This window comes from Thalassobacterium sedimentorum (assembly GCF_031127905.1).
GTDB lineage: Bacteria > Verrucomicrobiota > Verrucomicrobiia > Opitutales > Coraliomargaritaceae > Thalassobacterium > Thalassobacterium sedimentorum.
The window spans coordinates 13,778-39,061 of record NZ_JARXIC010000031.1 but is presented as its reverse complement, the minus strand read 5'-3'; the positions used below and the strand labels follow the sequence as shown (position 1 = coordinate 39,061).

General features: G+C 50.9%; 21 protein-coding genes. 2 read left to right on the top strand and 19 right to left on the bottom strand.

The annotated features are described in order from the left end of the window. Nucleotides 1–109: 109 nt before the first annotated feature. From QEH59_RS15070 to QEH59_RS15055, 4 genes are all read right to left on the bottom strand, one after another. The gene (locus QEH59_RS15070) at nucleotides 110–1,507 is read right to left on the bottom strand and encodes an O-antigen ligase family protein (RefSeq protein WP_308986208.1); all 1,398 of its coding nucleotides are present in this window, start codon (nucleotides 1,505–1,507) and stop codon (nucleotides 110–112) included. 149 nt (nucleotides 1,508–1,656) lie between these two features. Continuing rightward, nucleotides 1,657–1,821, bottom strand: coding sequence for a hypothetical protein (locus tag QEH59_RS15065; RefSeq protein ID WP_308986207.1), 165 nt, complete (start codon nucleotides 1,819–1,821; stop codon nucleotides 1,657–1,659). Nucleotides 1,822–1,823: 2 nt separating this feature from the next. Further along, nucleotides 1,824–2,786, bottom strand: coding sequence for a hypothetical protein (locus QEH59_RS15060; protein ID WP_308986206.1), 963 nt, complete (start codon nucleotides 2,784–2,786; stop codon nucleotides 1,824–1,826). A gap of 111 nt (nucleotides 2,787–2,897) precedes the next feature. Beyond that, nucleotides 2,898–3,446: an AIR synthase family protein gene (locus tag QEH59_RS15055; RefSeq protein ID WP_308986205.1), complete on the bottom strand. Its 549-nt coding sequence runs from the start codon at nucleotides 3,444–3,446 to the stop codon at nucleotides 2,898–2,900. Nucleotides 3,447–3,614: 168 nt separating this feature from the next. Here QEH59_RS15055 and QEH59_RS15050 point away from each other — a divergent pair, with 168 nt between their 5' ends. Next, a complete protein-coding gene (locus tag QEH59_RS15050; protein ID WP_308986204.1) occupies nucleotides 3,615–4,070 on the top strand; it encodes a hypothetical protein in 456 nt (151 codons plus the stop codon). A gap of 438 nt (nucleotides 4,071–4,508) precedes the next feature. On the opposite strand, the gene QEH59_RS15045 is transcribed toward QEH59_RS15050, so the two are convergent. Together QEH59_RS15045 and aspS are read right to left on the bottom strand one after the other, a co-directional pair. Beyond that, a complete protein-coding gene (locus tag QEH59_RS15045) occupies nucleotides 4,509–6,320 on the bottom strand; it encodes an LptA/OstA family protein (protein ID WP_308986203.1) in 1,812 nt (603 codons plus the stop codon). A gap of 110 nt (nucleotides 6,321–6,430) precedes the next feature. Then, nucleotides 6,431–8,221 carry an aspartate--tRNA ligase gene (gene aspS, locus QEH59_RS15040; protein ID WP_308986202.1) on the bottom strand — a complete coding sequence of 597 codons (1,791 nt, stop codon included), beginning with the start codon at nucleotides 8,219–8,221 and terminating at the stop codon, nucleotides 6,431–6,433. Between the two features lie 172 nt (nucleotides 8,222–8,393). On the opposite strand from aspS, the gene QEH59_RS15035 reads away from it, so the two are divergent. Then, a complete protein-coding gene (locus QEH59_RS15035; RefSeq protein ID WP_308986201.1) occupies nucleotides 8,394–8,849 on the top strand; it encodes a hypothetical protein in 456 nt (151 codons plus the stop codon). Between the two features lie 245 nt (nucleotides 8,850–9,094). Here the strand turns inward: QEH59_RS15035 and QEH59_RS15030 are convergent, their stop codons facing one another. The 13 genes from QEH59_RS15030 to ilvE all read right to left on the bottom strand — a co-directional run bounded on the left by QEH59_RS15030 (nucleotide 9,095) and on the right by ilvE (nucleotide 25,164). Then, nucleotides 9,095–9,583: a Fur family transcriptional regulator gene (locus tag QEH59_RS15030; RefSeq protein WP_308986200.1), complete on the bottom strand. Its 489-nt coding sequence runs from the start codon at nucleotides 9,581–9,583 to the stop codon at nucleotides 9,095–9,097. Between the two features lie 62 nt (nucleotides 9,584–9,645). After that, nucleotides 9,646–10,698 carry a Gfo/Idh/MocA family protein gene (locus QEH59_RS15025; RefSeq protein ID WP_308986199.1) on the bottom strand — a complete coding sequence of 351 codons (1,053 nt, stop codon included), beginning with the start codon at nucleotides 10,696–10,698 and terminating at the stop codon, nucleotides 9,646–9,648. Between the two features lie 80 nt (nucleotides 10,699–10,778). Beyond that, on the bottom strand, nucleotides 10,779–11,462 hold the full coding sequence (locus QEH59_RS15020; RefSeq protein WP_308986198.1) for an ABC transporter ATP-binding protein: 684 nt from the start codon (nucleotides 11,460–11,462) through the stop codon (nucleotides 10,779–10,781). Between the two features lie 61 nt (nucleotides 11,463–11,523). After that, on the bottom strand, nucleotides 11,524–12,756 hold the full coding sequence (locus QEH59_RS15015) for an ABC transporter permease (protein WP_308986197.1): 1,233 nt from the start codon (nucleotides 12,754–12,756) through the stop codon (nucleotides 11,524–11,526). A gap of 1 nt (nucleotide 12,757) precedes the next feature. Beyond that, complete coding sequence (locus QEH59_RS15010; RefSeq protein WP_308986196.1) at nucleotides 12,758–14,026, bottom strand: cell division protein FtsZ; 1,269 nt, start codon at nucleotides 14,024–14,026, stop codon at nucleotides 12,758–12,760. Between the two features lie 8 nt (nucleotides 14,027–14,034). Beyond that, on the bottom strand, nucleotides 14,035–15,243 hold the full coding sequence (gene ftsA / locus QEH59_RS15005) for a cell division protein FtsA (RefSeq protein WP_308986195.1): 1,209 nt from the start codon (nucleotides 15,241–15,243) through the stop codon (nucleotides 14,035–14,037). A 180-nt stretch (nucleotides 15,244–15,423) separates the two neighbouring features. Continuing rightward, entirely contained in the window at nucleotides 15,424–17,079 is a 1,656-nt protein-coding gene (gene groL / locus QEH59_RS15000; protein ID WP_345785352.1) for a chaperonin GroEL, read from the bottom strand. A 48-nt stretch (nucleotides 17,080–17,127) separates the two neighbouring features. Next, nucleotides 17,128–17,415 (bottom strand): co-chaperone GroES, encoded by a 288-nt coding sequence (locus QEH59_RS14995; RefSeq protein ID WP_308986194.1) that lies wholly within the window; start codon nucleotides 17,413–17,415, stop codon nucleotides 17,128–17,130. Between the two features lie 89 nt (nucleotides 17,416–17,504). Further along, nucleotides 17,505–19,442 carry a molecular chaperone DnaK gene (dnaK, locus tag QEH59_RS14990; RefSeq protein ID WP_308986193.1) on the bottom strand — a complete coding sequence of 646 codons (1,938 nt, stop codon included), beginning with the start codon at nucleotides 19,440–19,442 and terminating at the stop codon, nucleotides 17,505–17,507. 610 nt (nucleotides 19,443–20,052) lie between these two features. Further along, nucleotides 20,053–22,539 carry an ATP-dependent Clp protease ATP-binding subunit gene (locus QEH59_RS14985; RefSeq protein ID WP_345785351.1) on the bottom strand — a complete coding sequence of 829 codons (2,487 nt, stop codon included), beginning with the start codon at nucleotides 22,537–22,539 and terminating at the stop codon, nucleotides 20,053–20,055. A 21-nt stretch (nucleotides 22,540–22,560) separates the two neighbouring features. Then, nucleotides 22,561–23,649: a protein arginine kinase gene (locus QEH59_RS14980; RefSeq protein ID WP_308986191.1), complete on the bottom strand. Its 1,089-nt coding sequence runs from the start codon at nucleotides 23,647–23,649 to the stop codon at nucleotides 22,561–22,563. After that, nucleotides 23,646–24,155 (bottom strand): UvrB/UvrC motif-containing protein, encoded by a 510-nt coding sequence (locus QEH59_RS14975; RefSeq protein ID WP_308986190.1) that lies wholly within the window; start codon nucleotides 24,153–24,155, stop codon nucleotides 23,646–23,648. The genes QEH59_RS14980 and QEH59_RS14975 overlap by 4 nt, the downstream gene beginning before the upstream one ends. A gap of 142 nt (nucleotides 24,156–24,297) precedes the next feature. Continuing rightward, complete coding sequence (ilvE, locus tag QEH59_RS14970; protein ID WP_308986189.1) at nucleotides 24,298–25,164, bottom strand: branched-chain-amino-acid transaminase; 867 nt, start codon at nucleotides 25,162–25,164, stop codon at nucleotides 24,298–24,300. Nucleotides 25,165–25,284 lie beyond the last annotated feature (120 nt).

Genomic DNA, 25,284 nt, shown 5'->3' with positions numbered 1-25,284 from the left:
GCCGATCCGTCCGATTCCGTTAGATAAGCACTAGGCGGAGGCAATGATTAAGGCTGTTGCATTCAGTTGGCAAACGGCGCGCTCGGCGAGCACGCTCTACCACATGAGACTAAGCCCAACGCCCCCGCCCTGCATTGCACGCGTATTTAAAGGCTAGCGTAGCTTGCACAAAATAGAGCGTCAGCACAGCTGGATTACTAAATGGAAACTCAAAACTCGCCAGCATTAGAATCAACACGCATGGAAAAAATAAAGCGAGCCCCTGAGCGGAGCGCCACAATCCATGACTATAGCGCAGGAACAGCATGGCAGGAGGCAGCAATAACAACAACAGTCCGACCGCGCCCAACTCAGCTAAAAACTGCATCAAATCGTTGTGGGCAAATTCCTTGATATGCTTCACTACCCCACTCTCATAACGATATTCCTCACGTGCATAGAGCTGATACAGATAGAGATGACTCCCTGGCCCCCATCCCCAAACAGGACTGTCCTGCAGCATACGCCAGCAGTCTCCCCAGGAATCAGTACGTGGGTGATCCAAATCCTCATACTTCTGGTTTTGCACTTGCTCCAATTGCGTTCGAGTTTGACGCCATTCTGGTAGCAAGCCCTGACGCGCGCCCCAGATCGAAAAGATCACCATCACAATAGCGAAACAGGGAATCAGTATGGTCCAATAGCGACGCGGAGCCGTTAGATCTGCTGTATTCGAAGCACGTCGACCACCAACTAAAAACCAACAAGCAAGACCTAACCAAAAAAGAACCAAGAACAGCACGCCCGCACGAGCTGCCGTGAGGGGAAGTGTCAACGAAAGTAATAGCAGCCCCGAAAACCAAATCAGATCTGGCCGTTTACGACGCACATCCACATTACGTTGCCCACGACGATACCAATACGCCCCCAATGACAAACATTGCCCCAGTGAGAGCAACGCGAAAGCCGTCCAATGGTTATGATAACGGAAGCTGGCAAAAAATGAACCTGTCACCGGTTCTGCCAAGCCAAGAATTTTCTCAGCTGCAGCCAATTTAAAGAACACGCCAACCGCAGCCGCGATGATCGAGTTCCAAGCAATCACCGTCAGCAACGGACGCAAGTCCGATCGCTCTAAAAAGTGCCACAACACCATCGCCTGCACCATCAGGCCCGACAACAGCAGCCCGTATTCACGACAGCGTGCCTCGACCAAGGCGGCGGGTAAACCAGAGAAATACACTAAAGGTTCTAAACTAACCGAACCATCCAGCCCAGTAATCACTCGCCACTGCGCATTAAAAGGCGCCAGTAACAGCCAGAAGATCAGGATCAGCCATGCCAGTAAAGGAAGGTACGATTGCCAGCTGCCCCAGATCTTTTGAAACACAGCAAGTCGGCGCGGACACAGGACAAAGGCCAACAACGAAGACCAGCTCAAGGCCGCGATCCAAGTGATCGCTCCCTCCATTCGCCCCCCCAATGACCAAACGGCAAACAAAACCAATATAATGGTCTGTAGGTACAAAAAAGCGCCAGAAAGACTTCTGCTATCAGAAACATTCTGGCGCGAATCGAGAAATCGCATCAACGCATCATAATTAAACTGAAAAGGCTCAAGGAAAACTCGAAATGCTCCCCCCCGATCTCTACAGTTCGAGCCCTAGCTTATGACGACTAGTTCGGGCTAATTGTGGTTTGTGGGTTCTCGGTGAAAGTCGTGACGATGGTCAAGTTCACATCACCCCGCGAACGACGTGTCGCATTCAAATCGAACAAAGTAGTAAAGAGCGGCAACAGCGCAGCACCCGCGATAAGTAAAATGATGATTTTGTTCTTCATAATTATGATCTCCGTTTGTGCGTGATTGAACGACGTCCTGCAACACTAAAAGTAAGCACCATTAGTCCAGCAAGCAGAGAATAGGCACTTGTTTCCGGAACTAAGGTTAAATTGTCGATTGCAACACTGCCGACAGCACTGGGAACCCCGCCCTCATCACCATTGCCAAGCGAAGCGGCACCCACTCGACCTGCTGCAGAAACCGCGACTACATCTTCGATGGTTTCTGTATAAACAATACTACCACTCTCGTCGTAGAGTGTATTAATCTGATCAACCATGAGGCCGTCGGCTGAACGCCAAACTGTCTCCATGCTATACCAACCAGCCGCAGCAACCGTAATATCATAATAGGAGGAGCCGCCAATCGCTCCTGAGAAGCCCCGAGCATTACCATCTGCCACAACACGCCAAGCATACTCACCAGAACCGAGATCGACTAAACGCACCCCAAAGCCTCCCGAATCAATCACATCGCTATTATTAGTCGCTAACAAGGTGGGCTGGAAATAAAACCCATCGGTATAACCAAAATTTTCATAATTATAAATCAAGCCGCCTCCATCTGAAACAGCGTCAAAATAAACATCAACACTGTGCCCAAAGCCAGATCCGAAGGCTCCCGTCTGAGCACCATCATTCCAAGTCACGCGATCTCCCTGATAAGGAAGGTAACTCTCACTAGTGCTATCATAAAAATCCATGATTACCTCGAGAAAATAGTCTCCACCATTACTTGAGGGATCGGCATCTAGATAAATCTGCGACTCCGTCGTCTCATCCGCATGCACGAGAACCTCACTATCAATAGCCTCTGCAGAATAGCCAGCGCCGGCAGGAGCACGCGTCACCGTCAGTCCAGACGTGTTGAGCTCAAAATCCTGCAGCAAAACAGGAAGCGCATTTGCCGTAGTCAGGCTCCAGACAATCGATGTAGAAATAACAAAATGTTTAAGCGTGATCATAGTTTTATTCAGTCATGGTGGCAAACGAAGCGCTAACTTTTAAGCACTGTATCTCTCAAAACAAGACCTAGGTCAATTCCATAAATAGCATTTTTTTGACAAATTTCTGTTTTAAGAAACATAAGAGGACAGCGAGCATTTTAAAGGAAGAAAGATCTGACATGCCAACGGCTCCCCGTTCACCTCCCCGTTCACATTTACGGCCGCTGTTGGCGAAGAACCTAGCCACAAACGTCCCCCCATGGCGTTCAGATACGCACTCAGACTTACAGTCTGCCCAGACTGGGAACACGGAACCACATGTTTAAAATGCATTGCTGCCACCAGCGCGGCGATTGAAACATTAGCATCGCAAGTCGCGGCATCACTTTTTACTGCGGTATCCAAGCCGATACCCACCACCACGGAGGACTGTTGCCGTGTCTCACGCAGTTCCAGTGTAATCTGAAAGCGCGAACGAGCAAAATCTGCCCCCAAACGTCCCGTCTCAAGCGCATCCACCAGCACACGCAAAATACACTTGAGTCGCTCGCAATCTGCACTCGAGGCGCATAAAAAGCCAGCCGGACACTTCCCAACCGACGTCCCTAAGCGCAAGTTCTCAGTGCCCATACAGGCTTCAGTGAGAAACTTTTCAATATCTCGAATCAATAATTTCATCTTATTATCCTAAATTCTGGAAAATTTTGCGATGGGATTGCTTTCTCTGAAGGAAATCCCCTATTATAGCTCTACCAGTATTCATGCCAACCCGCCAAACGTTAAAAATATGACCAAAACAAATGAGATAAGCTCCAAGACCCTCCACAACTGACGACCCTCATTATTATGCAAAATAAATCCCACTTTGGTGCGCTGATCTACGAGTTCTCGAAGAGCCAAGGCCTCAACATTCGCGAACTGTCCAAACGCGTAGAAGGCACGACCCCCTCTACCTTTTCCAAGATCAGAGCAGGCAACTATTCTAAGCTGACTGAAGAGCGTCTGAACCGAATTCTCGACGCGCTGGCCCCAGATGACAAGAATGCCAGAGCGCTGATGGTCTGCGCGTATCTGTGGGACATCTGCCCGGCCGCGTATCACACCGCGATCAATATTGAACCGCGATCCGACGCAATGAATGTGAGCACCGACCGTGCAGGGAACTCGAACCTCCAAATTGATAATATTTTGCCGAACCTGCTGACAAGCATCGGCAAAGCCGCCTCGGTTAATCCAACTTTTTTCGAACACGTTCAATCTCTGGGTAAACTGGCCAAGGAACATGTACACGATCCCCAATAATAACTGCCAAGAAACTGCCCGTATAGTGGCAGTTACATGGGATTTTGGATCATTTATCTGCCACCAGAAATTCATAGTCCACGAAAAATGTAAAAAGCGGCAACCTGTCCACCAATAAATGCACTCTGTGTATAATTTTTATGAATACTATATCTGCTTAAACAAGTAGAACACCCAACGCGCGCGAAGGTAGCGCGATAATGAATATCCCCTCCGTCTCCATAGCTAGATTTTTCATCTAGCATAAAAATTTATCGTTAGATAGAATAAATAATTACGAATTGTAAATAATGCTTTTAGGGTACACGTAAAACGTTACCCAACTGAAACAATTCTCCCGTTGCCGCTGTTATAGCCGAGTCGACACTGTCGCCCGGCTCTAAGAACGGTGCTGGGCGGCGAGGCCAATTCAGCCATGCAGGGCCTTTACCCCCTCCGCTAGTCCTGACTCGGCATCGAAGGCAACGTAATGCGAGCTCGCTCTCCAGCAGGTCCGCCCCCTTCCACAATGGCACGGCGCTGACCTTGTAATAATGTCATTCGATGCCCACTGACACGCCCGCGGTCATCTTCCACGACGACATCGCCCTCGAGCACAACCTGCCCTGCCCGCGGTAGAATAGTTGCCTTCTTGGCAGTCGCCACACGTCCGGTCTGCTGAATCACTACATTATCAAGCGCTTCAATCTGCTCAACTGCCAGAGCGGTGCTAGCATCCACATCTGCATTCGGCTGCTCACGCGCAGTCACATCCAAACGATCGCAACTAGTTTCAAGGTTAGTCGCCGAAACGGTAACCGTATCAGTAAAACGAAATACTGTATGATCCGGTCCCTCAATCATACGCAATAATTGACTCGTCACCACCGTCTCCTCTAAGTCCTCATTCGAATCTACAGTTGATTTATCCTCTGAAACAGCGCTATCCGTGGCAGCGGACGCTTCAAAACCCAGATCCGGCATTTCTGGTAAACGCACAACAACGGGCTGCTCCAACTCACCACGAATTATCGCGAGTTGCGGCTTCAGCTCCATAATTTGCCCCGTAACAATCGCCTCCCCATTGGTCACCTTCGGGCTTCCCGTAAGTAGGGCGCGCTCGTCGGCAGGATAAAATATAACCTTCTCACCTGTAGCAACCTGATTGCCCTGCTCTATACGGACGCCCCCCTCAGCAATTATATTTTGAACTTCACCCACCTTCAAGTCGGAGTGCTCCGCTTGCACACTGGCGGCCGCATCCGACTGATTGGCAACAATCGTCATACGAGCAGACCGCATCTGAACTGCTCCGGACATCACCTCTACTGCGCCTTCAAAAAAGAAGTGATTCTCCAATGGCTGCTCTCGCATGGTAATGCTATCAGCCAGCACGATGGTCTCCGAGGTCAAGGCGGAGGCCCCCAAAATCCCCAGACCACCGGTTTCCGTTAAAATCATCTGAGCGCGCCCCACATCGGCCGCTCCTTTGATCAGGATTTCGCCAGTCTGACTATGAATACTCTCACCACTCAAATAAGCACCTTGAGTCGCAACACTCGCGGCACCCCACAAATAAGCGCTTTGGCGGCGCGGAAAAAACTCAGCCTCATTCGCTTTTACAGTCTTCCCCCCCTGAAGGATCACCACATTATCGCGCGCAATGATTTGTCGAATGGAATCAAGTTCACTCGGTGCAACATTCGCAGGCACACGGGTATCCCGCCCCTCAGGAGCATCGGCATAGGCAATCAGAGTTTCACAACGTAAGTCCATTTGGTCTGAAACCGCATGAACATCCTGAGTAAACTCGAAGTAGTATTCCTCCTCAGTTGTGCGCAAAATCAAGCGCTCACTATGAATTTCCGTCTGGCTCGCCAATCCGGAGGCAACGGGCCCCTCCTCCATAAATGCGCTGGCGATATCCTGCGTAAACTGCACCACCGTGTCATGATAAACCACAATTTCCTTAGTAGCGCCCGACCATTCCCAACCAGTGCCTGTTATCTTAAAATTAGCTCCAACAATCTCAATAGCCCCCTCTGAATAGGCACGATTTTCATGCAAGCGTAGCGTCGCTTGCGGACTGTCCATCGTGAGTTCTAGGGCCATACGCTCATCTGCCGAATATACACGCATAGCCATGCCCTCGACTCTTACTTGCTCCTCGCTGTCGTAGATGCCTTGCGCCCCCTGCAGCACCCACTGGGTGTAGCCATTATCACCAAAACGCGGAAGGCGAAAATTCTTAATCGGGGCGTTGGGAGTCATCTGCCCCCACAGAGGGGCAGCCAGACAAACGAGGAGTGAAAGAGAGAGGAATCGCGAAATGCGCATAGACATAAAGAAACCCGGAGCAGTCTCCGGGTTCCAGTCTTAATTCACGAATCCTTCTTAGGCAACACGGCCTTGATATGCAGGTCGCGCAACTGCTTTTCGGTGGCGATGCCAGGGCTGGCGGTCATCATCTCCTGTCCCTTTTGATTCTTCGGGAAGGCGATCACGTCGCGGATACTGGTGCGCTGGGTCAAGATGGTGACCATGCGATCGAGACCAAAGGCAATACCGCCATGCGGCGGTGCACCATATTCGAAAGCCTTGAGCATATAACCAAAGCGGCTCTCCACCACGTCGGCAGGGATCTTGAGCACGTCTTCGAACACCTTCTTCTGCAGTGCAGGCTGATGAATACGAATACTGCCACCGCCGAGCTCCACCCCGTTGAGCACCAGATCATAGTGCTGACCACGCACCGCCTTAGGATCGGAGTCCAATAGAGGAATGTCCTCCGGCACTGGCGAAGTGAAGGGGTGGTGCGAGGAAACGAAGCGCCCCTCGTCCTCATCAAAGAGCATGAGTGGGAACTCAATCACCCACAGGAACTTGTAATCGTTGGGATCGATGGTCAGCTTACCACGCTTGACCAAGAGCTGTGCCGCGTCCAGACGCACACGGCCAAGAATGGTGCAGGCACGTTCCCACTCGCTGGCTGCGAAGAAGACGATGTCGCCATCTTCGATTTGGAGCAATTCGCTAAGTGCGGCTTTTTCTTCTTCGGAGAAGAATTTAACGATAGGAGACTTCCATTCGCCCCCTTCACACTTGATAAATGCGAGGCCCTTGGCACCGAGAGCCTTGGCAGAATCTTCCAAGCTGCGGAGTTCGCCTTGGGTCAGGTCAGCGAGGCCCTTGGCATTGAAAGCTTTGACCGCCCCACCCGATTTAATGGCACCCGAAAAGACCTTGAAGCTGGAAGCTTTGAAAATTTCGCAGCAGTCCACCAACTCCAGACCAAAACGCATGTCCGGCTTATCGACGCCGAAGCGGTTCATCGCGTCGTAATAGCTCATCCGTAGAAAAGGCGTCTCGATGTCCACATCGATCACGTCCTTCCAGACACGTTTCATCAGACCTTCGATCAGCTCATACATGTCCTCGCGATCGATAAACGAAAGCTCGATATCCACCTGCGTGAACTCGGGCTGACGATCCGCACGCAGATCCTCATCACGGAAGCAGCGCGCCAGCTGGTAGTAGCGTTCGACGCCGCCCACCATCAGCATTTGCTTGTATTGCTGCGGCGACTGAGGCAACGCGTAGAAAGCGCCGGGGTTCATGCGGCTTGGCACCAGGAATTCGCGAGCGCCCTCGGGCGTGCTCTTAAACAGCATCGGCGTCTCCACCTCGATAAAGGCCTGATCGTCCATGTAGTTACGGATGGCACGACTGGTGGCGTGGCGCATGCGCAGCATCTTGGTGTTGGTGGCGCGGCGCAGGTCGAGGTAACGATGCGTCATACGCAAATCTTCGCTCACCTTATCGGCCGAATCATCCATCGGGAAAGGCGGTGTCTTGGAAACATTGAGAATTTCCAGCTCCACAGCATGCACTTCGATCTCCCCCGTCGCGAGCTTTGCATTGGCTGTGCCGCCAAAACGCGCTTCCACTTTACCGGAAACAGCGATCACCGATTCAGGCTTGATTGAGCCAAACTGGGATTCGAGTCCCTGATTGGCTGGATCCAGAACGATTTGAGTAAGCCCTTCGCGATCGCGAAGGTCGACAAATAAAATACCGCCGTGATCACGAACCGAATCGACCCAGCCACAAAGAGTGACGGTCGAGCCTTGATCCGATGCACGGAGTTGCGAGCAATGGTGGGTGCGTTTCATAAGAGCGGCGATGAAAACACCTTACCCCCTCGAAACAAGCACGAAATGGAATCAATACAGTACAGCCCACATCGCCGGCGTTGCGGCGCCACCCAGCATCCAGCACACCGACCGGGCGGCAGAGACGCCGTCAGTTGACAAGCCGACAGATACGACTCATTTCATCTAGTGCATGGCAAAAACTCTCGAACTTAAAGGCCCAATCGTCGTCGTCGCTCTCTTAGTGCTCACCGCTATCGTTGGCTCGCTGTTTATTACGCTGGGTCCCAAAGCGACGGAAAAGGCACCTGGCGTGGTGCATGTCGGTGTGCGCTATGCCAACGAAATGAGCCTGGCCTTCAACCAATATGGCTCACGCGGACCAGGCGCCACCATCGAGTTAGTTGCTCCAGACGGCACGCTCGCGTACTCGATGGATAATTTACGGATCGGTCGAAATCTAATGCCCCTTAAAAATATAGCAAACGGTGCTTATACTGCTCGACTCAGCGCGCCCGGCTATCAAACCAGAGACATTCCGATCATTGTCGACGGACGCATGATAAATCCCCCGAAGAATGCCCAATTCACAAAAGGCACGCACGCCGACTATAATATGATCGGTGTGCGATTTGAACTCGCCGAGTAATACCGATTCAAAAAAGTTTGAAGCTAATCGAGATGTTGTGGGGGCGCTTCGGTTCTCGGAACCGAGGCAAGGCCGCTCGCTCCCCGGAACTGAGTTTCGAGGCCACCTTTCAGATCTTTCCGTAGCTTCGGTTCTTAGAACCGGAGAGATGCCCATCGCCCCCGAAACTGAGTTTCGAGGCTACCTTTCGGATCTTTCCGTAGCTTCGGTTCTTAGAACCGGAGCGATGCCCATCGCCCCCGGAACTAAGAAGCCTTCTTACCGCTCCGTTTGCAGATGCCCTTACTTTGTAACTCTTCGCAGCGAGCCGTCACCTGTAAGCGCTGACTCTCCACGTTGAGTGCGAGCTTATCCGCTACAGTCTTTCCATACCATTCCATAAAGGGTGCATCGATCTCAAAAATTTTATCACAATCCAAGCAGATTACTTGTGCTTGAAATGTGGTGGCGTTGCGATTCGCCATATAAAATTTATAATCACGTCCGACATCGACCTCACGTATCAGCCCACTTTCAGTAAGTATCGGTAAGGCACGGTAAACCGTGGCTCGCGAAACAGAATCATCAATCTCACGTGAGCGGTCCAGTAAATCCTCCGCCGTAAAGTGATCCGGATGCTCATAGGCCGCATCAAAGATGGCTAGGCGTTGATTCGTCACCCGCAAGCCCTTGCTGGTGAGAAAGTCCTTAAAGGTCTCCCGGATATCCGTGTTCGTTTTGCTTTCGGCGTCCATATTTCTTATTGAGACAGTATTGAGACTATGCAGCCGAACATGCAAGACTGCATTACGACAATTTACTGAATCCAATTCACTCGTTGTGAATCAGCGGCAAGTGATTGCGCCACCATTTCAGTAAATGTCATGTAACGCAGTCCTTGCTCAAAAGAAGTCAACTGTACAGGCGCCCCTTCACGGATCGAACGCACAAAGTCTGCCTCGACCTGCCAGCCCCTGCTTTCTGCCCGCGATAGTGTAATTTTTTTCTCTTCTACCTCACCGGCCTTGGCAAATAACAAGGCAGTTTGAACCACATCGAAGCGCAATCCGCCCTTAGAACCATTCAAGCGAAACTCCATCCGCGACTCACCAGACTCAACACCGCTGAAATGATAAATCATGCGCGCACCAGTGTTTGCAAACCGCCCGAGCACACTCAAACTATCGGGCACCTTGACCTCTTTAACCTGCTTAGAACCTGGATACTGCCGCTGATCTTGAAAAATCGCGCCATCTGCCAGTAACCAGCTGGGCTCATCCTGAACCCAGCGCTGTACCGTTTCATGCATGATCCCCATGGTCAGTATATTCTGACCGCTCAATTCAACATCCTGCCGCCAGGTCATGGGAGCATCCGGACTCGCAGCCTGCCCGGCCGTATGCACGACTCGCACTTCGAGCAAATCACCTAATTTCCCCGAACGAATCATTTCGCGTATCGTAGCATCAAAATCCAACGAAAATGGAGCGGGCACAATCTGCGCGACTAGCTCTGGATGCGCTTGCGCAGCTGCCTGCATCGCTCGTGCCTCGGCCAGATTACAAGCCATACGGGCTTCACACAGTACGTGCTTGTCGTTTTCCAGCGCAGCTATGGTCACTTCCGCATGCATATTCGGCCAAGTGCCGATGCACACCGCGTCGATCGAGGGGTCCTCCACCACCTCTCGCCAATCCTTGGCGACTCGCTGAATGCCGACCTTCTTCGCCACCTCTTGTGCAGATTCGACACTGCGATTCGCCACCATACTCAGCTCTACATTCTCCAGCTTATGAAAGCCTGGAATATGCATTTTACGGGTGTTCGCACCCGCACCAATGAATCCAATTCTTAATTTTTGAGATTTCATGATATGTAAATTGTATTTGCACCACTGAATTGTCGATGGCTCTCCCCATCTCATACACAATGCTTCAGACGCTCTAAATCTTAAGCCAGTTGCCCCCAATGTAAAGTAAGCTGCCGCTGAGTACGCGCAGCAAAATCGGGATTATGTGTGACTAAAACCAAACTCTTTTGTGCCTCTCCCGCAATTTCCAACAAAAGATCCATCACTGCCAAACCTGTCGATTCATCCAAGTTGCCTGTAGGCTCATCCGCCAACACCAGCGGCGGATCGTTAATCAATGCACGCGCCACGGCCACACGCTGACGCTCCCCGCCCGACATTTTAGTCGAAGCATGCTTCATCCGTTCTTTGAGCCCCACCCGCACCAGCAGAGCCTCTGCTCGTGCGCGCACAGTCGCATCCACGCGACCGGCAATACGCGCGCCCAGCAAGACATTTTCCAGAGCATTTAATTCAGGTGCCAAATAATAAGCTTGGAAGACGAAGCCCATGAAACGAGTCCGTGCAGCTGCCAGTTTGGACAATGAGTAGCGACTGACATCCTGCCCCTGCCAAAAAAGCTGCCCCGCATCCGCGCGCTCTAAGCCTGACAGAACGTTCAACAATGTTGATTTACCACTACCCGATTCCCCACGTATACTCACACTCTCCCCGGGCCGCAATGCGAAGTCCACACCTGTGAGCACCGCAATGCTCTGGTCTGCACCAGGAAATTCTTTGCCGAGTGCTTTAGCTTCAAGTAGGTGTTGGGTCGATGTGTTCACGATTCGCTTCTATTATTTTTTAAGTCAGGACTCTGCCCTCTGTCCTCCGAGCTCTGACGACCTATTCACTACGAAGCGCATCAGCAGGTTTGAGTCGAGCCGCACGCAGCGCAGGTAAAAGCCCAGCCAGTGTCGAAATGACAAGCGCAAAGCATGTCACGATGATAAAGTCTGAAGCCAAGAAATGAACTGGAATTTCATAGACATCGTATTGACCAAGGAAATTGGTCTGCGTGTTGGTGATCTGAGCATAAGTCGAAAGAATGCCCCGACGATAATGCAAACAAACCAAAGCCATCAATATTCCCATTGCGGTGCCCACAAATCCGATAATGAAGCCTTGAAAACAGAAACTATAGGCGACCTGATGGGGACGTCCCCCCATTGCGACCAATAAGCCAATCTCCCGTGTCTTACGTATCACCGCCATCATCAAAGCAATCGCAATTGAAAAGGATGCCACTAGTATGATAAAGATGATGATAAACGAAATCACCCGTTTCTCTTGAGCAATAACAAAGAGAAAATCCTGATTTGATTCGATCCAACTGACCGCATCCAAGCCTGGGCGCAGCACTTCTCGCTCCAGATCGACACTATACTCGTAAGCATCTTGTCCAGGCCGCAGCTTGAGCACAATACCATGCACTCCATCCCCCAGACCGTAGAGTTCCTGCATCACCCGCAGCGTGGTGATCATGGTATTGCCATCCACCTGCGGTGAACCAGTACGAAATAAACCGACCACCTTAAATTCCCGCGGCAATAAGACTTCGTCCTGCTTCAAAGCCTCCAACATCAAAGGAGTAAAGACTTCAACAATTGAACCAGGGCCCGCTTTAAGCGCGTAAGCCAGGCCTTCACCTAAAAAGACACCATCGTCGTCAAAATCCTCCATCTGGCCAATGGTCAAAAACTTCTCCAGCGGCACTACCTGCTGATCGGACCAAGGCTCGACTCCGCGCACAAAAGGAAACTGAGGACGATTCTGATGCTGCAGCATGATCACCCCTTCCGCAAAAGGAGAGGCGCCAACAACTGCGTCCTGTTGCATGACTGACTCTTGAATGTCCTCCCAATCGTATATGACTTCACTGGATCGAATGCGAATATCCCCCTGTGTTTCGGTCAGTCGCTGACGAATGCCTTCGCCAAAACCATTCATCACGCTCTGCACGATGATGAGTACGCACACACCAAGCATCACTCCCATGATGGACATCAACGAGAAAAAGGAAAAAAAGCGCCCCGAAGGAAACAACTGCTTCAGAGCATGATAAATATACCAAGGCATATTATTTAATCTTTATCTTGATCCCCCTACGCATGAAAGTGGGCACGTCGAGATCTTCATCATTATAATCGTTTCGATCTGTCTTGTCGAAATAACCACGCTGATCCTCATTATCAACAAAGGTAAACTCATCCTGATTCGCATCAGGCAGTTTTTTACGCAATTTAGATGTATGGACAGGGCGCGGCGCGCGTGTATCCAGCGAAATCTCAGTTTCAAGCCCCAGCCCGGTCGACACAGCTCTCTTTGACTTAGTCGCGACGGGATCGGCCGCATCGGGCAGCACAAAGGTATCCATTTCTGCTTTGCCGAGGATGCACAGCTCGAGGCTCTGACTGCGACCTTCATCAATAACAGCACCAAAAACGATGTCTTCGCGCGATCCGAAACGCTTTGTCACCTGCGTCATAATCTCATTGACCTTGGCAATGCCCAGATCCGCTCCGCCAATCACATTGACTAAAATACGATCCAACTGCGCCGGGCGATCGCCGAGGTGTAGCAAGGGACATATAAAGAGTTCCTCAAGTGCATCCTTCACATAGTCGCCACCGCTCGCAGTGCCAGTGCCAAAAATAGTCTTTCCGCCCCGATCCTGAAATACAGAGCGCAATGAACTGAAATCCTGATTAATCAGTCCAGTCTTCAGTAGCATGGCACACAGAGAATTCACCCCACGTCCAATCCAGCGGTCGGCCACTGCAAACGCGTTCAATACGCTGGTATCCTCTTCGCCTTCTTGCAACAATACATCGTTGGGCAAGGGAATCAAACCATGCACCAATTGACGCAGTTCACCCACACTCTCCTCTGCGATGCGCTTACGCCGTGCCCCTTCAAAACTAAAGGGCAATGTCGCAAAGGCGAGCACTAGCGCATTGGTCTTCGCAGCAACTTCTGCCACCACAGCCGCCGCCGCGCTACCGGTGCCCCCACCGAGCCCGACCACCATGATAATTAAATCCACATCCCCAATTAAACGTGCAATCCCGTCGCGATCTGATTCCGCAGCCGCTTTGCCGATCTCAACCTCGCCGCCGGCTCCCAGACCACGTGTCACCGAACGACCAATCACCAATTTTTCAGAGATGGGTGATTGATTGAGCGCCTGTGCATCCGTATTTATGGCCGCAAGCCGAACATCACCCAAATTATCCAATTTGAGTCCATCCACCGCATTCGTGCCCGCGCCGCCGATCCCGATAATCTTAATCTTCAGATCGGTCTGCGCAGTGTCCTGGCTAAACAATATGTCAGTCGTCGTATTCACGTTCTCTACTAATTAAATAAGCCCGTCAAACGCCGCAACAAGCCCGAAGGCTTGTGTGTCTGCTGGTTTTCTTCCTGACCGGTCAGAGCATAATGCAGCAATCCGAGCGTAGTGCTATATTCTGGCACTCGCAGCTCTTCGGCCACATCGGTGGGGCCTTCCGAAACACGCGCATCCAAGCCGAAACGACGCTGCGCCGCTTCATCAATCCCATTCAATTGCGAACTGCCTCCGGTCAACACCACCCCCGAAGCGATCTCGCTGGGTTCGAAAACCTCCGCAGATTCAAGTTGTTCTTTGATAATATCAAAGACCTCAGACACCCGCGCTTCAATAATCTTAGTGATCGCAGCCAGCGGATATTCGCGGTCTCCAATAGTCAAATCGCCAAACAACCAAACCTTGGCATCGCGATCTTCACTTTCATAATAGGCACGCCCATTCTTAATCTTAAATTCTTCGGCGCTCTTTCGTGCCACACGTAAGCCAATGCTCAAATCATTGGTAATATGGTCACCCCCGACCGGCACCACTCCGGTCTTAACAATATAACCTTTACGATAGAGTACATAATCAGTGGTGCCTCCCCCCATATCAATGACCAGCGCACCATTCTCTTTCTCCGACTCTTCCAATAGCACCACACCGGACGCAATACTGGAAATAATCATATCACTCACATCCAAATCAATACCACGAATCACGCGTAGGCTGTCACTGACTGCCTCGCTGTCCCCGTGCACCGACCAATAACCAACTTGCAACTGTCTCCCCTCTTTCGACAAAGGGTTATCCACCGGGCGGCCATCTAAGGTATAGGGATTCTGAATATGATGAATATAGGTGCGATCACGCGGCAACGAACGTCGCTTGGCATCCTCCTTAGCCGCATCCAAATCTGCGCGACGGACAATGCCATCCGGCGAACTGATATTCGAGCTACCTACATGAAAATTACCGATTAAATGACGCCCTGTTTGCGAGAGATATACTTCATCGACACGGGTTTTAGCATTAACTTCGGCCTGTAAGATGGCTGCATGCACACAGTCACTGGCTTTGTCTAAATCGGTAATTTCACCTTTTTTCACACCCTTTGAGGGTTTCACACAATGACCAATGATATTGAGACCTGTGTCCCCAATTATCTCGCCCAAAAGTACAGCAATTTTGGACGTCCCTATTTCGACGGCGGCAACTACTCTGGACTGACTCATATGGGAAGCGAAAGAAACATAATTTTTGCCGAGTAAAAGTGCATGCCCTAGGCAAATCAATCTCCTATTGGAGGATTCGACGAATTATGCTAGCAAAAAAAGTCCCGACCATTTCTGGTCGGGACTTTGTCTTTGGAATGTATTGCTTGGTGTGAGCGAATGAATCTCCGAAAAGGGAGATTACATCATACCGCCCATGCCACCCATGCCGCCCATGCCGCCCATGTCTGGCATACCGCCACCAGCGGAACCACCTTCTTCGGGCTCGTCGGTGATCATGCACTCAGTTGTGAGTAGCAGACCGGCAACGGAACCAGCATTTTGAAGGGCTGTGCGTGTCACCATGGCTGGGTCAACGATACCTGCCTTGAGCAAGTCAACGTATTCGCCAGTGGCGACGTTGTAACCGTTGGAACCTTTGCCCTTAAGGACTTCAGCCACAACGAGGGAACCTTCAACACCGGCATTGGTGCAAAGCTGGCGAAGTGGTGACTCGATCGCACGACGTACGATCCATGCACCCAGAGCTTCGTCACCTTCAAGTGCAGACGCAGCCTTCTCGATCGCACCAGCAGCGCGAAGAAGTGCGACACCACCACCTGGAAGGATGCCTTCTTCGACAGCGGCACGGGTTGCGTGCAGAGCGTCGTCGACGCGGTCCTTCTTCTCTTTCATCTCTGGCTCAGTTTGTGCGCCCACATTGATGACGGCGACACCACCAGCGATCTTTGCAAGACGCTCTTGCAGCTTCTCACGATCGTAGTCGGAGGAAGTGGCTTCGATTTGCTTGCGGATCAACTTCACGCGGCCTTGGATATCGGAGCTCTTGCCAGCACCTTCCACGATGATGGTGTTTTCCTTATCGATGGAAACGCGCTTGGCCTTACCAAGGTCGCTGAGCTGAACGTTCTCAAGCTTGATGCCGAGATCTTCTGTGATGCAGCGGCCACCTGTGAGGACAGCGATGTCTTCCAGCATTGCCTTGCGGCGATCGCCGAAGCCAGGAGCTTTAACCGCAGCCACGTTGAGTGTGCCACGAAGCTTGTTCACAACCAGTGCAGCGAGGGCTTCGCCTTCGATGTCCTCAGCGATGATGAGGAATGGCTTGTTGGTCTTAGCAACCACTTGCAGCAGTGGAAGGATTTCGTTGAGGCTGCTGATCTTCTTCTCGTGGATGAGGATGTGCGCATCTTCGAAGTTAACTTCCTGCGCTTCTGCATCGGTGCAGAAGTAAGGAGAGAGGTAGCCCTTGTCGAACTGCATACCTTCGACCACGTCGAGGGATGTTTCGATGCCCTTGGCTTCTTCAACTGTGATGGTGCCGTCCTTACCGACGCGGTCCATTGCGTCTGCAATGATGTCGCCGATTTCACGGTCCCAGTTTGCAGAAACAGTCGCGACTTGGCGGATTTCTTCGCGGTCTTTAACCTTCTTGCTTTGCTTTGCGAACGCTTCAGTTGCCGCAGCAACTGCCTTGTCGATACCACGCTTGAGGTAGATAGGATTCGCACCCGCAGCGACGTTCTTGATGCCTTCGCGGTAAACTGCTTCGGCAAGAACAGTGGCAGTTGTGGTGCCGTCACCCGCAGAGTCTGCAGTCTTGGAAGCGACTTCGCGCACCATTTGTGCACCCATGTTTTCGTAAGGATCGGAAAGATCGATTTCCTTAGCCACAGTCACACCGTCCTTAGTGACAGTCGGTGCGCCGAATTTCTTGTCGATCAAGACATTGCGTCCCTTAGGTCCGAGTGTGACCTTCACTGCGCGTGAAAGTGTTTCAACACCCTTCAGGATCTTCTTGCGAGCTGCTTCATCAAATAGAATTTGCTTAGCCATAATATGTTATCTTTAGTTTTATATTTTAGAGTTTAATGCGGAGTGCACTTATGCAATCACGCCGAGAATGCTATCCTCATCGATCAGGATGTACTCGACACCATCGACTTTGACGGGTGTGCCGCCGTATTGAGGAAGGAGCACCTTATCGCCGACTGCGACGTTGAAAGCGACCACGTCACCGTTGTCATCCTTCTTACCAGTGCCCAGGGCGACAACTTCTGCCTCCTGAGATTTTTCCTTAGCCGAATCAGGGATAATGATCCCGCCGCGGACTTGTTCGTCTTCTTCAATGCGTTTCAAAAGAACGCGTTCACCGAGTGGTTTGATTTTCATATTTGTTTTTATGTATGTTTTTGGAGATTTATGTTTTTTAACAAAAAGCCGCGCTCAAACGGATGGTCTGGGCGCGACTTGTTAAAAGCTTATTTCTTGTCTTCTTCGTCGACGACTTCGAAGTCGGCATCAACGGTATCCGCATCTTCAGCTTGCTTGGGCTCAGCACCCGCAGCAGCGTCGCCTTCTGGAGCGGCGCCGGCTTCAGCAGCCTGTGCTTTGTAGAGGTCTTCCGCGAAAGACTGCATGATTTCCATGATCTTTTCCTTAGGAGCCTTGAGAGCTTCGGCATCGGCTTCTTGATTTTCAAGAACTGCCTTCGCTTCGGCGATTGCGCCTTCGAGCTCAGTCTTCTTGTCGGCCGGGATCTTGTCGCCCATGTCGCTGATTTGCTTTTCGGCTTGGTAGACGATGTTGTCGAGTTCGTTGCGAGCTTCGACGCGTGCCTTGAGCGCTTCGTCTTCAGCAGCGTGTGCTTCGGCTTCGCGCTTCAGCTTTTCGACTTCGTCCTTATCCAGACCGGAAGAACCGGAGATCGTGATCTTTTGCTCCTTACCTGTGCCTTGATCCTTAGCGCTGACGTTGAGGATACCATTGGCATCGATATCGAAAGTCACTTCAATCTGAGGTGTGCCGCGTGATGCCGCAGGGATGCCGTCGAGGCGGAAGTTACCCAGGATCTTGTTATCCTTCGCCATAGGACGCTCACCTTGGAGGACTTTGATGTCCACCGCAGTTTGGTTGTCGGCGTAGGTCGAGAAAGTTTGGCTCTTCTTGGTTGGGATCGTGGTGTTACGCTCGATCATAGGCGTGGCCACTGCACCGGCCGTTTCGATCGCCAATGTAAGCGGAGTCACGTCGAGCAAGAGCACGTCGCGCACATCACCTTGTAGCACGCCGCCTTGAATCGCCGCACCGATGGCGACAACTTCGTCGGGGTTCACACCTTGGTGCGGTGCTTTACCAGTGAGGTTTTTAGCAATCTCCACCACCTTAGGCGCACGTGTCATACCACCGACCAGCACCAGCTCGCCGATTTCGGACTTGCTGTGGCCAGAATCCTTCAAGCAAGCTTCGTAAGGAGCGATGGTGCGCTGATAGAGCGAATCACAGATTTGCTCCAGCTTGGAACGTGAAAGTGTGATGTTCAGGTGCTTTGGACCTGATGCGTCTGCAGTAATGAACGGAAGGTTGATGTCGGTGCTTTGTGTTGAGGACAGAGCGATCTTAGCTTTTTCGCCCTCTTCCTTCAAGCGTTGCAGCGCCATCTTATCAGTGCGCAGGTCGATGCCATCGCTCTTCTTGAACTCAGCGATCAAGTAATCGATCAAAGCGCTATCCCAGTTATCACCACCGAGGTGTGTGTCACCGTTGGTCGCTTTAACTTCGAAGACACCATCACCGATCTCAAGGATCGAGACGTCAAATGTGCCCCCACCCAAGTCATACACAGCGATCACTTCGTCCTGGCCCTTATCCAGACCATACGCAAGTGCGGCTGCAGTTGGCTCATTGATGATACGCTTCACTTCCAGACCTGCAATCTGACCGGCATCCTTAGTTGCCTGACGCTGCGCATCATTAAAGTAAGCAGGCACGGTGATCACAGCTTCAGTGACTTTTTCACCGAGGTATGCCTCCGCGTCGGCCTTGAGCTTTTGCAGGACCATGGCAGAAATTTGCTCTGGTGCGAAAGTCTCTGTTTTGCCATTCACTTCAGCTTCAATGTAAGCGTCGCCGTTTTTACCGGAGACCACTTTATAAGGAAGCGACTCTGCTTCCTCCTGCACTTCGTCGAACTTGCGGCCGATGAAACGTTTCGCCGAAAAGATCGTATTGCTCGGATTGGTCACAGCCTGACGCTTCGCCGCTTGACCGACGAGACGCTCACCGTTCTTGGCAAATGCCACGACTGAAGGAGTGGTGCGTGCGCCCTCCGAATTTGGTATAACAACCGCCTCCCCGCCTTCCATGACAGACATGCAGGAGTTCGTTGTTCCTAAATCAATTCCAATTATTTTACCCATGCCAAGCAGTAAGCACTCCGAATGCCACCACAGAAACTATTACGTAAGCCACTCATAAACAATGAGATAATTAAAATAACAATTTTAAATCGATGCATACAGGATAAAAATCCACGCCAACATGGCACACTTCATGTCACACTGATAATGCAGGTGGCGCAGACATGTGACACACTTTGCCCGCACATTGTCACTCACTATCACTCATACCAATTCTAAGCATGCATGGCCGAATAGACGGTCCCAAAGGTAACCTCGAAACTCAGTTTCGGGGGCGAGCGGCATCTCTCCGGTTCTGAGAACCGAAGCTACCCACAACATCTCGATTAGCTTCAAACTTTTTTCGAAGTGGTATGAGCCGTCACTACAGCAATCACACGCTACATACGATGGCGGACCACCTCCAGCATGTTGCTGGAATGGACGAATAGTTTCTTTGCGTGACAGGGACGGCTGGCCGCTCGGGGCCTATTTGGCGCATACCTAGGCTCGGAGCGGGCGACCAGTCAACCCGCCTACGATCTAACAATCATCGACTGCGGGACGTGGCTTAGCGAGAACGACATAAACCAAGCAAGGCATGAGACTTAGACCTCCTGACCGAACCGGCTTAGGAAGACACAGGTTGCTCTTGCTCAAACTTTAAGCCCTTAGCTTCTTCATCGACGCTGACCCGAATCACTTCCCCGGGTTTAATTGCACCAGAAAGAATCGCTTCGGCCAATGAATCTTCAAGGTACTTCTCCACAGCACGACGCAGCGGACGCGCACCGTATTTCTCGTCATACCCCTTATCAATTAAGAAGCTCTTAGATGCATCACTAAACTCAAACTCGAGCTCACGCTCCTTGAGGCGATCGGACACATTACGCAACTCAAGCTCCACAATGGCCTTCATATCTTCACGGGCAAGCGACTTGAAAATCACCAAATCGTTTAAACGATTTAAAAACTCAGGCTTAAAGACGCGTTTGGTCTCATCGAGAATCTTTTCACGAATCTTCTCGTATTCATTTTCAGCGTTATTTTCGATACCAAATCCCATCGAGGTATTGCGCTGCAAAATGTCGGCACCGACATTCGAAGTCATAATCAAAATGGTATTTCGGAAGTCGATCTTACGCCCCAAACTATCTGTCAGCCGCCCCTCTTCAAGCACCTGCAATAACAGCTGAACGACATCAGGGTGCGCCTTCTCAATTTCGTCAAAGAGCACCACAGAGTAAGGCTTGCGACGCACAGCTTCAGTCAGCTGACCGCCTTCTTCATAGCCGACATACCCTGGGGGCGAGCCAACCAAGCGTGAAACAGCAAACTTCTCCATATATTCAGACATATCGATCTGAATGATCGCATCCTTATCACCGAACATTTCCTCAGCCAGCACCTTAGCTAGCAAGGTCTTACCAACACCAGTTGGCCCCAGGAACATAAATGAGCCAATCGGACGTTTGGGATCTTTGAGATCCGCACGCGAACGCCGAAGCGCCTTGGAAATCACCTCAGTTGCTATGGTTTGTCCAATCACCTCACGCTGCAACTCAGCTTCCAGCTTCAAGAGTTTCTTACTTTCGGCTTCTTCCATCCGGGAAAGCGGAATTCCGGTCCAAGCAGCGACCACTTGCAGCATCTCTTCCTCATCGACCACCAAACGATTTTCTTCACGGGTCTTCTTCCATTCTTCAATGATTTCAGCCTGCTTTTTACGCAATTGCTTTTCTTCATCCCGATGCTTTGCCGCACCCTCGAAATGCTGCTTAGCAATCGCATCTTCCTTCTTAGCGCACACCGCTTCAATTTCAGCTGTCATCGCCTCAATTTCAGGTGGCTGCTTCAGAGATTCGATACGCGCGCGTGCGCCTGCCTCATCGAGAATATCAATGGCTTTATCAGGTAAAAAACGTGAGGTAATATAGCGCTCGGAAAGCTTGGCAGCCGCCTCCAGAGCACCATCTGTAAAGGTGACCTTGTGGTGATCCTCATACTTACCACGAATTCCCTTGAGAATGAGAATAGTGTCCTCAATCGAAGGTGCTTCCACTTTAACCGATTGAAAGCGACGATCCAACGCACTATCCTTTTCAATGTACTTACGGTATTCGGCCAAGGTTGTGGCACCGATGCACTGCAACTCTCCGCGACTCAGCGAAGGCTTGAAAATGTTAGACGCATCCATGGCCCCTTCAGCCGCGCCAGCACCAACAATCGTATGCAGCTCATCGATAAAGATAATCACGTTCTTAGCGCGACGAATTTCATCCATTACCGCCTTAATCCGTTCCTCAAACTGACCACGATATTTCGTGCCCGCAACCATCAGAGCCAGATCCAACGTAATCACGCGCTTGTCCGCCAAAATTTCAGGCACAATTCCAGATGCAATCTCCTGTGCGAGCCCCTCAACAATGGCAGTCTTTCCCACACCTGCTTCGCCAATCAAAACTGGATTATTCTTAGTGCGCCGACAGAGAATTTGCACAACCCGACGGATTTCTTCAGCACGACCAATCACAGGGTCCAATTCACCCTTCTTCGCCAATTCGGTCAGATCGCGGCCAAAGGCTTTAAGCGCAGGCGTCTTGCTATCTTTCTTATCTTCCGGGCTACCGGCTTTATTGCCCGCGGCTGCAGCCTCTTCCGAGTCACCGGAAAAATTAGGATCCAACTCCGCTAGTATCTCATTACGGCAACGTTCGATATCCACATCCAACGACTTCAAAACACGCGCGGCCACTCCCTCACCTTCACGTAAGAGGCCCAATAAAATGTGCTCAGTTCCGACATAAGAATGATTCAGTGCCTTGGCCTCCTTCCCTGCTAGAGCCAACACTTTTTTAACACGCGGCGTATAAGGAATATTGCCCGAAGGTTTACTCTCGGGGCCCGTACCAACCTGCTTCTCGACGGCAGAGCGCACGGTCTGTAAATCGAGCCCCATTTTCTGGAGCACGTTAACAGCGACCCCCTGACCGAGATTGATCAAGCCGAGTAGTAAGTGTTCAGTACCCACGTAGTTATGGTGAAAGCGATCGGCCTCCTTACGGGCGAGAGCTAAAACTTGTTGTGCGCGGGGGGTAAAATTGTTCATAGGTTCCATAAAAGCGTCGTGTGAATATAACTAACCTAGGTTCTTGACCTTGTCAAAATCGAGTGCAGGTAAACGGGCAAATTCTTCCCGGAGTGTGTCAGCGCGGCAAAGGTCACGGGCATCTGGTTCAATGCCCTCCCCTGCAGCATATTGAATGTGGCCTGGCTGACACTCAATAAAGAGACGATCGATGTCGGAACGATTTGCTTCAGGAAGCATCTCAAAATCCACAGCCAAGCGCATCAAAGAAAGCAAATTCATCGCCTCATTTGAATTGAGCACATGGGCATTCTGTAGAATACCAAAACCACGACCGATCTGATCCAACAGGCGAGCACTGTTCTCTTCTAAATACTTAAAGCGGGCATTAATTTCGTGATCGATAATCGTCTTAAAGACACTGCCTAGGCGCGACATAATCTCCCCTTCACTCTCGCCTAATGTTTGCTGATTGGAGATTTGAAAAACGTGGCCCGTCGCATCCGAACCTTCGCCAAATAAGCCGCGAACCGTAATACCGAGCTGGTTCACCGCGCGAATCACCTTATCCATATGCTCAGAGATAACCAGTCCCGGCAAATGCATCATAACTGAGGCTCGTAAAGCAGTTCCCAAGTTGGTCGGACAGGCTGTTAGATAACCAAACTCGGGAGAAAACGCGACATCCAGACCCGTTTCTAAACCTGAGTCAAAACGATCAATCTGCTTCCAAACTGAACGAAGACTGAAGCCGGTCTTCAAAAACTGAATCCGCAGATGATCCTCCTCATTGATCATCACTGAACATGTTTGATCTTTGTTAATAAAAACGCCGGAGCCAGACTTCGATTCACAGAGTTCGCGACTGATTAGATGACGCTCCACCAAGACCTGTTTTTCCAAGTCAGTCAGTTCCGCAATATCAAAGAAAGCGCCATGCTTCATTTGAGTCAGATCCGCAATCTGCTCGGCGCACCTGGTCATTACGTCACTCCTCTGTGCCGAATTGGCACGCTCAGGGAACGGTGTGCCCACTAAATTTCGTGCAAGTCGCACACGCGTGCTCAGCACCACAGGTGAGCCCTTCTTGGTGCCTTGAGTCAGTTCGGCGTTATCAGCTTTGATTAAAGATTCAATCATGACTGCACCGCCTCCGCATCTACTGCCTCTTTGATCGCCTGAATTTGGTCACGATATTTAGCTGCATCCTCATAAGCCTCTTCCGATATCGCTCGCTGCAGTGCCTCTTCCAGATCCTGCAACTGAGCCGCACTGGTTTGCCGGCTGTATGCAACCTCAGGCACCTTGCCCTTATGCACTGTTCCCGCATGCATATCCTCCAACACAGGTCGTACCAACGGGATAAAGCTAGTATAGCAAGCTGCGCAGCCCAAGCGTCCGGTGCGCCGGAAGTCAGCGGTGGTCAAACCACAGGCAGTGCATGTGATTTGGGGTTCGCCACCTTCTGGCGTAAGATGGGTCTTCGAGAGCAAATCAGCCAAAGAGAAACCTTCTGGGTCGGTCACTCCTTTAGCCTGTGCACAGGACTCACAGAGATCGACTTTAATAATCTTATTATTGACGATCTGAGTCAGGTGGACGGTGGCGGGATTGCTACAATGACTACACTTCAAATTTTCGGCCATGATGTTAGAATATCGATGCCTCTCGGGATCGCAAAGCTAAAGCGTATTTTCTAGCGATGCGACTCCGAGGATTCGGCGGGTTCACGTAATTTTGACATCAATTTGCAGAAATTGTGCCAATCCTGGTGCAAACGGCAGCAATCTAAAGCTTCGTGCCCTCAACGCAGACTCGACGACGGAAAGCTTCAAGGAACTTAGCGGTTATTCGGCCGGGCTTGCCGTCGCCGATCTTACGAGCGTCGACCTCAACAATGGGCACGATTTCTGCCGCGGTACCGGTCAAAAAGAGTTCATCGGCGACCCAGACATCATAACGTGTCATATTGGCCTCGCGCCATGGAATCCCGAGTTCTTCTGCAATCTCAAGAGTGGTATCACGGGTGATACCACGCAAGGCACCGGCACTGGCCGACGGAGTGATCAACTCTCCTTTGTGGATAATGAAAACATTATCTCCAGTACACTCGGCAACATAGCCTTGATCATTCAACATAATCGCCTCTTGGAAGCCCAGGTGCTGCGCTTCAATTTTTGCCAAAATGTTGTTTAAATAATTAAGTGATTTAACTGTAGGCGGTAAGGCAGCTGGATTACAACGGCGAGTCGGCACTGTGATGATAGGCAGGCCATTCTCGTAGAACTCCTTGGGATAAAGCTGAATGGTATCTGCAATAATAATTAACTGAGGCTGATCACAGTTCTTAATCGAGAGCCCAAGGCTACCAACCCCACGCGTCACGACCAAACGGATATAGCCATTCTGCAAGCCATTCGCGCGGCAGGTTTCACAGACTGCATCAGATATCTGCTGACGCGACCATGGCATATTCAACATGATAGCCTTCGCCGAATATTCTAAACGCTCGAGGTGTTCCTCGAGTTTAAATACGCAGCCATCATAGAGGCGAATCCCTTCAAAAATCCCATCTCCGTAGAGCAATCCGTGATCGAAAACGGAAACCTTGGCCTGATCGGCATCGACTAATTGATCATTTAAGTAAATCTTCATAAAAAACGCGATATTGAGCGCAGATACAGTTTTGTCTAGTCCACATGTGCAATGTGCAAAACAAAGCGCCGTCCCTCGCAAGAGACGGCGCTTAAACAAACAACAAACTTAAAACTACTA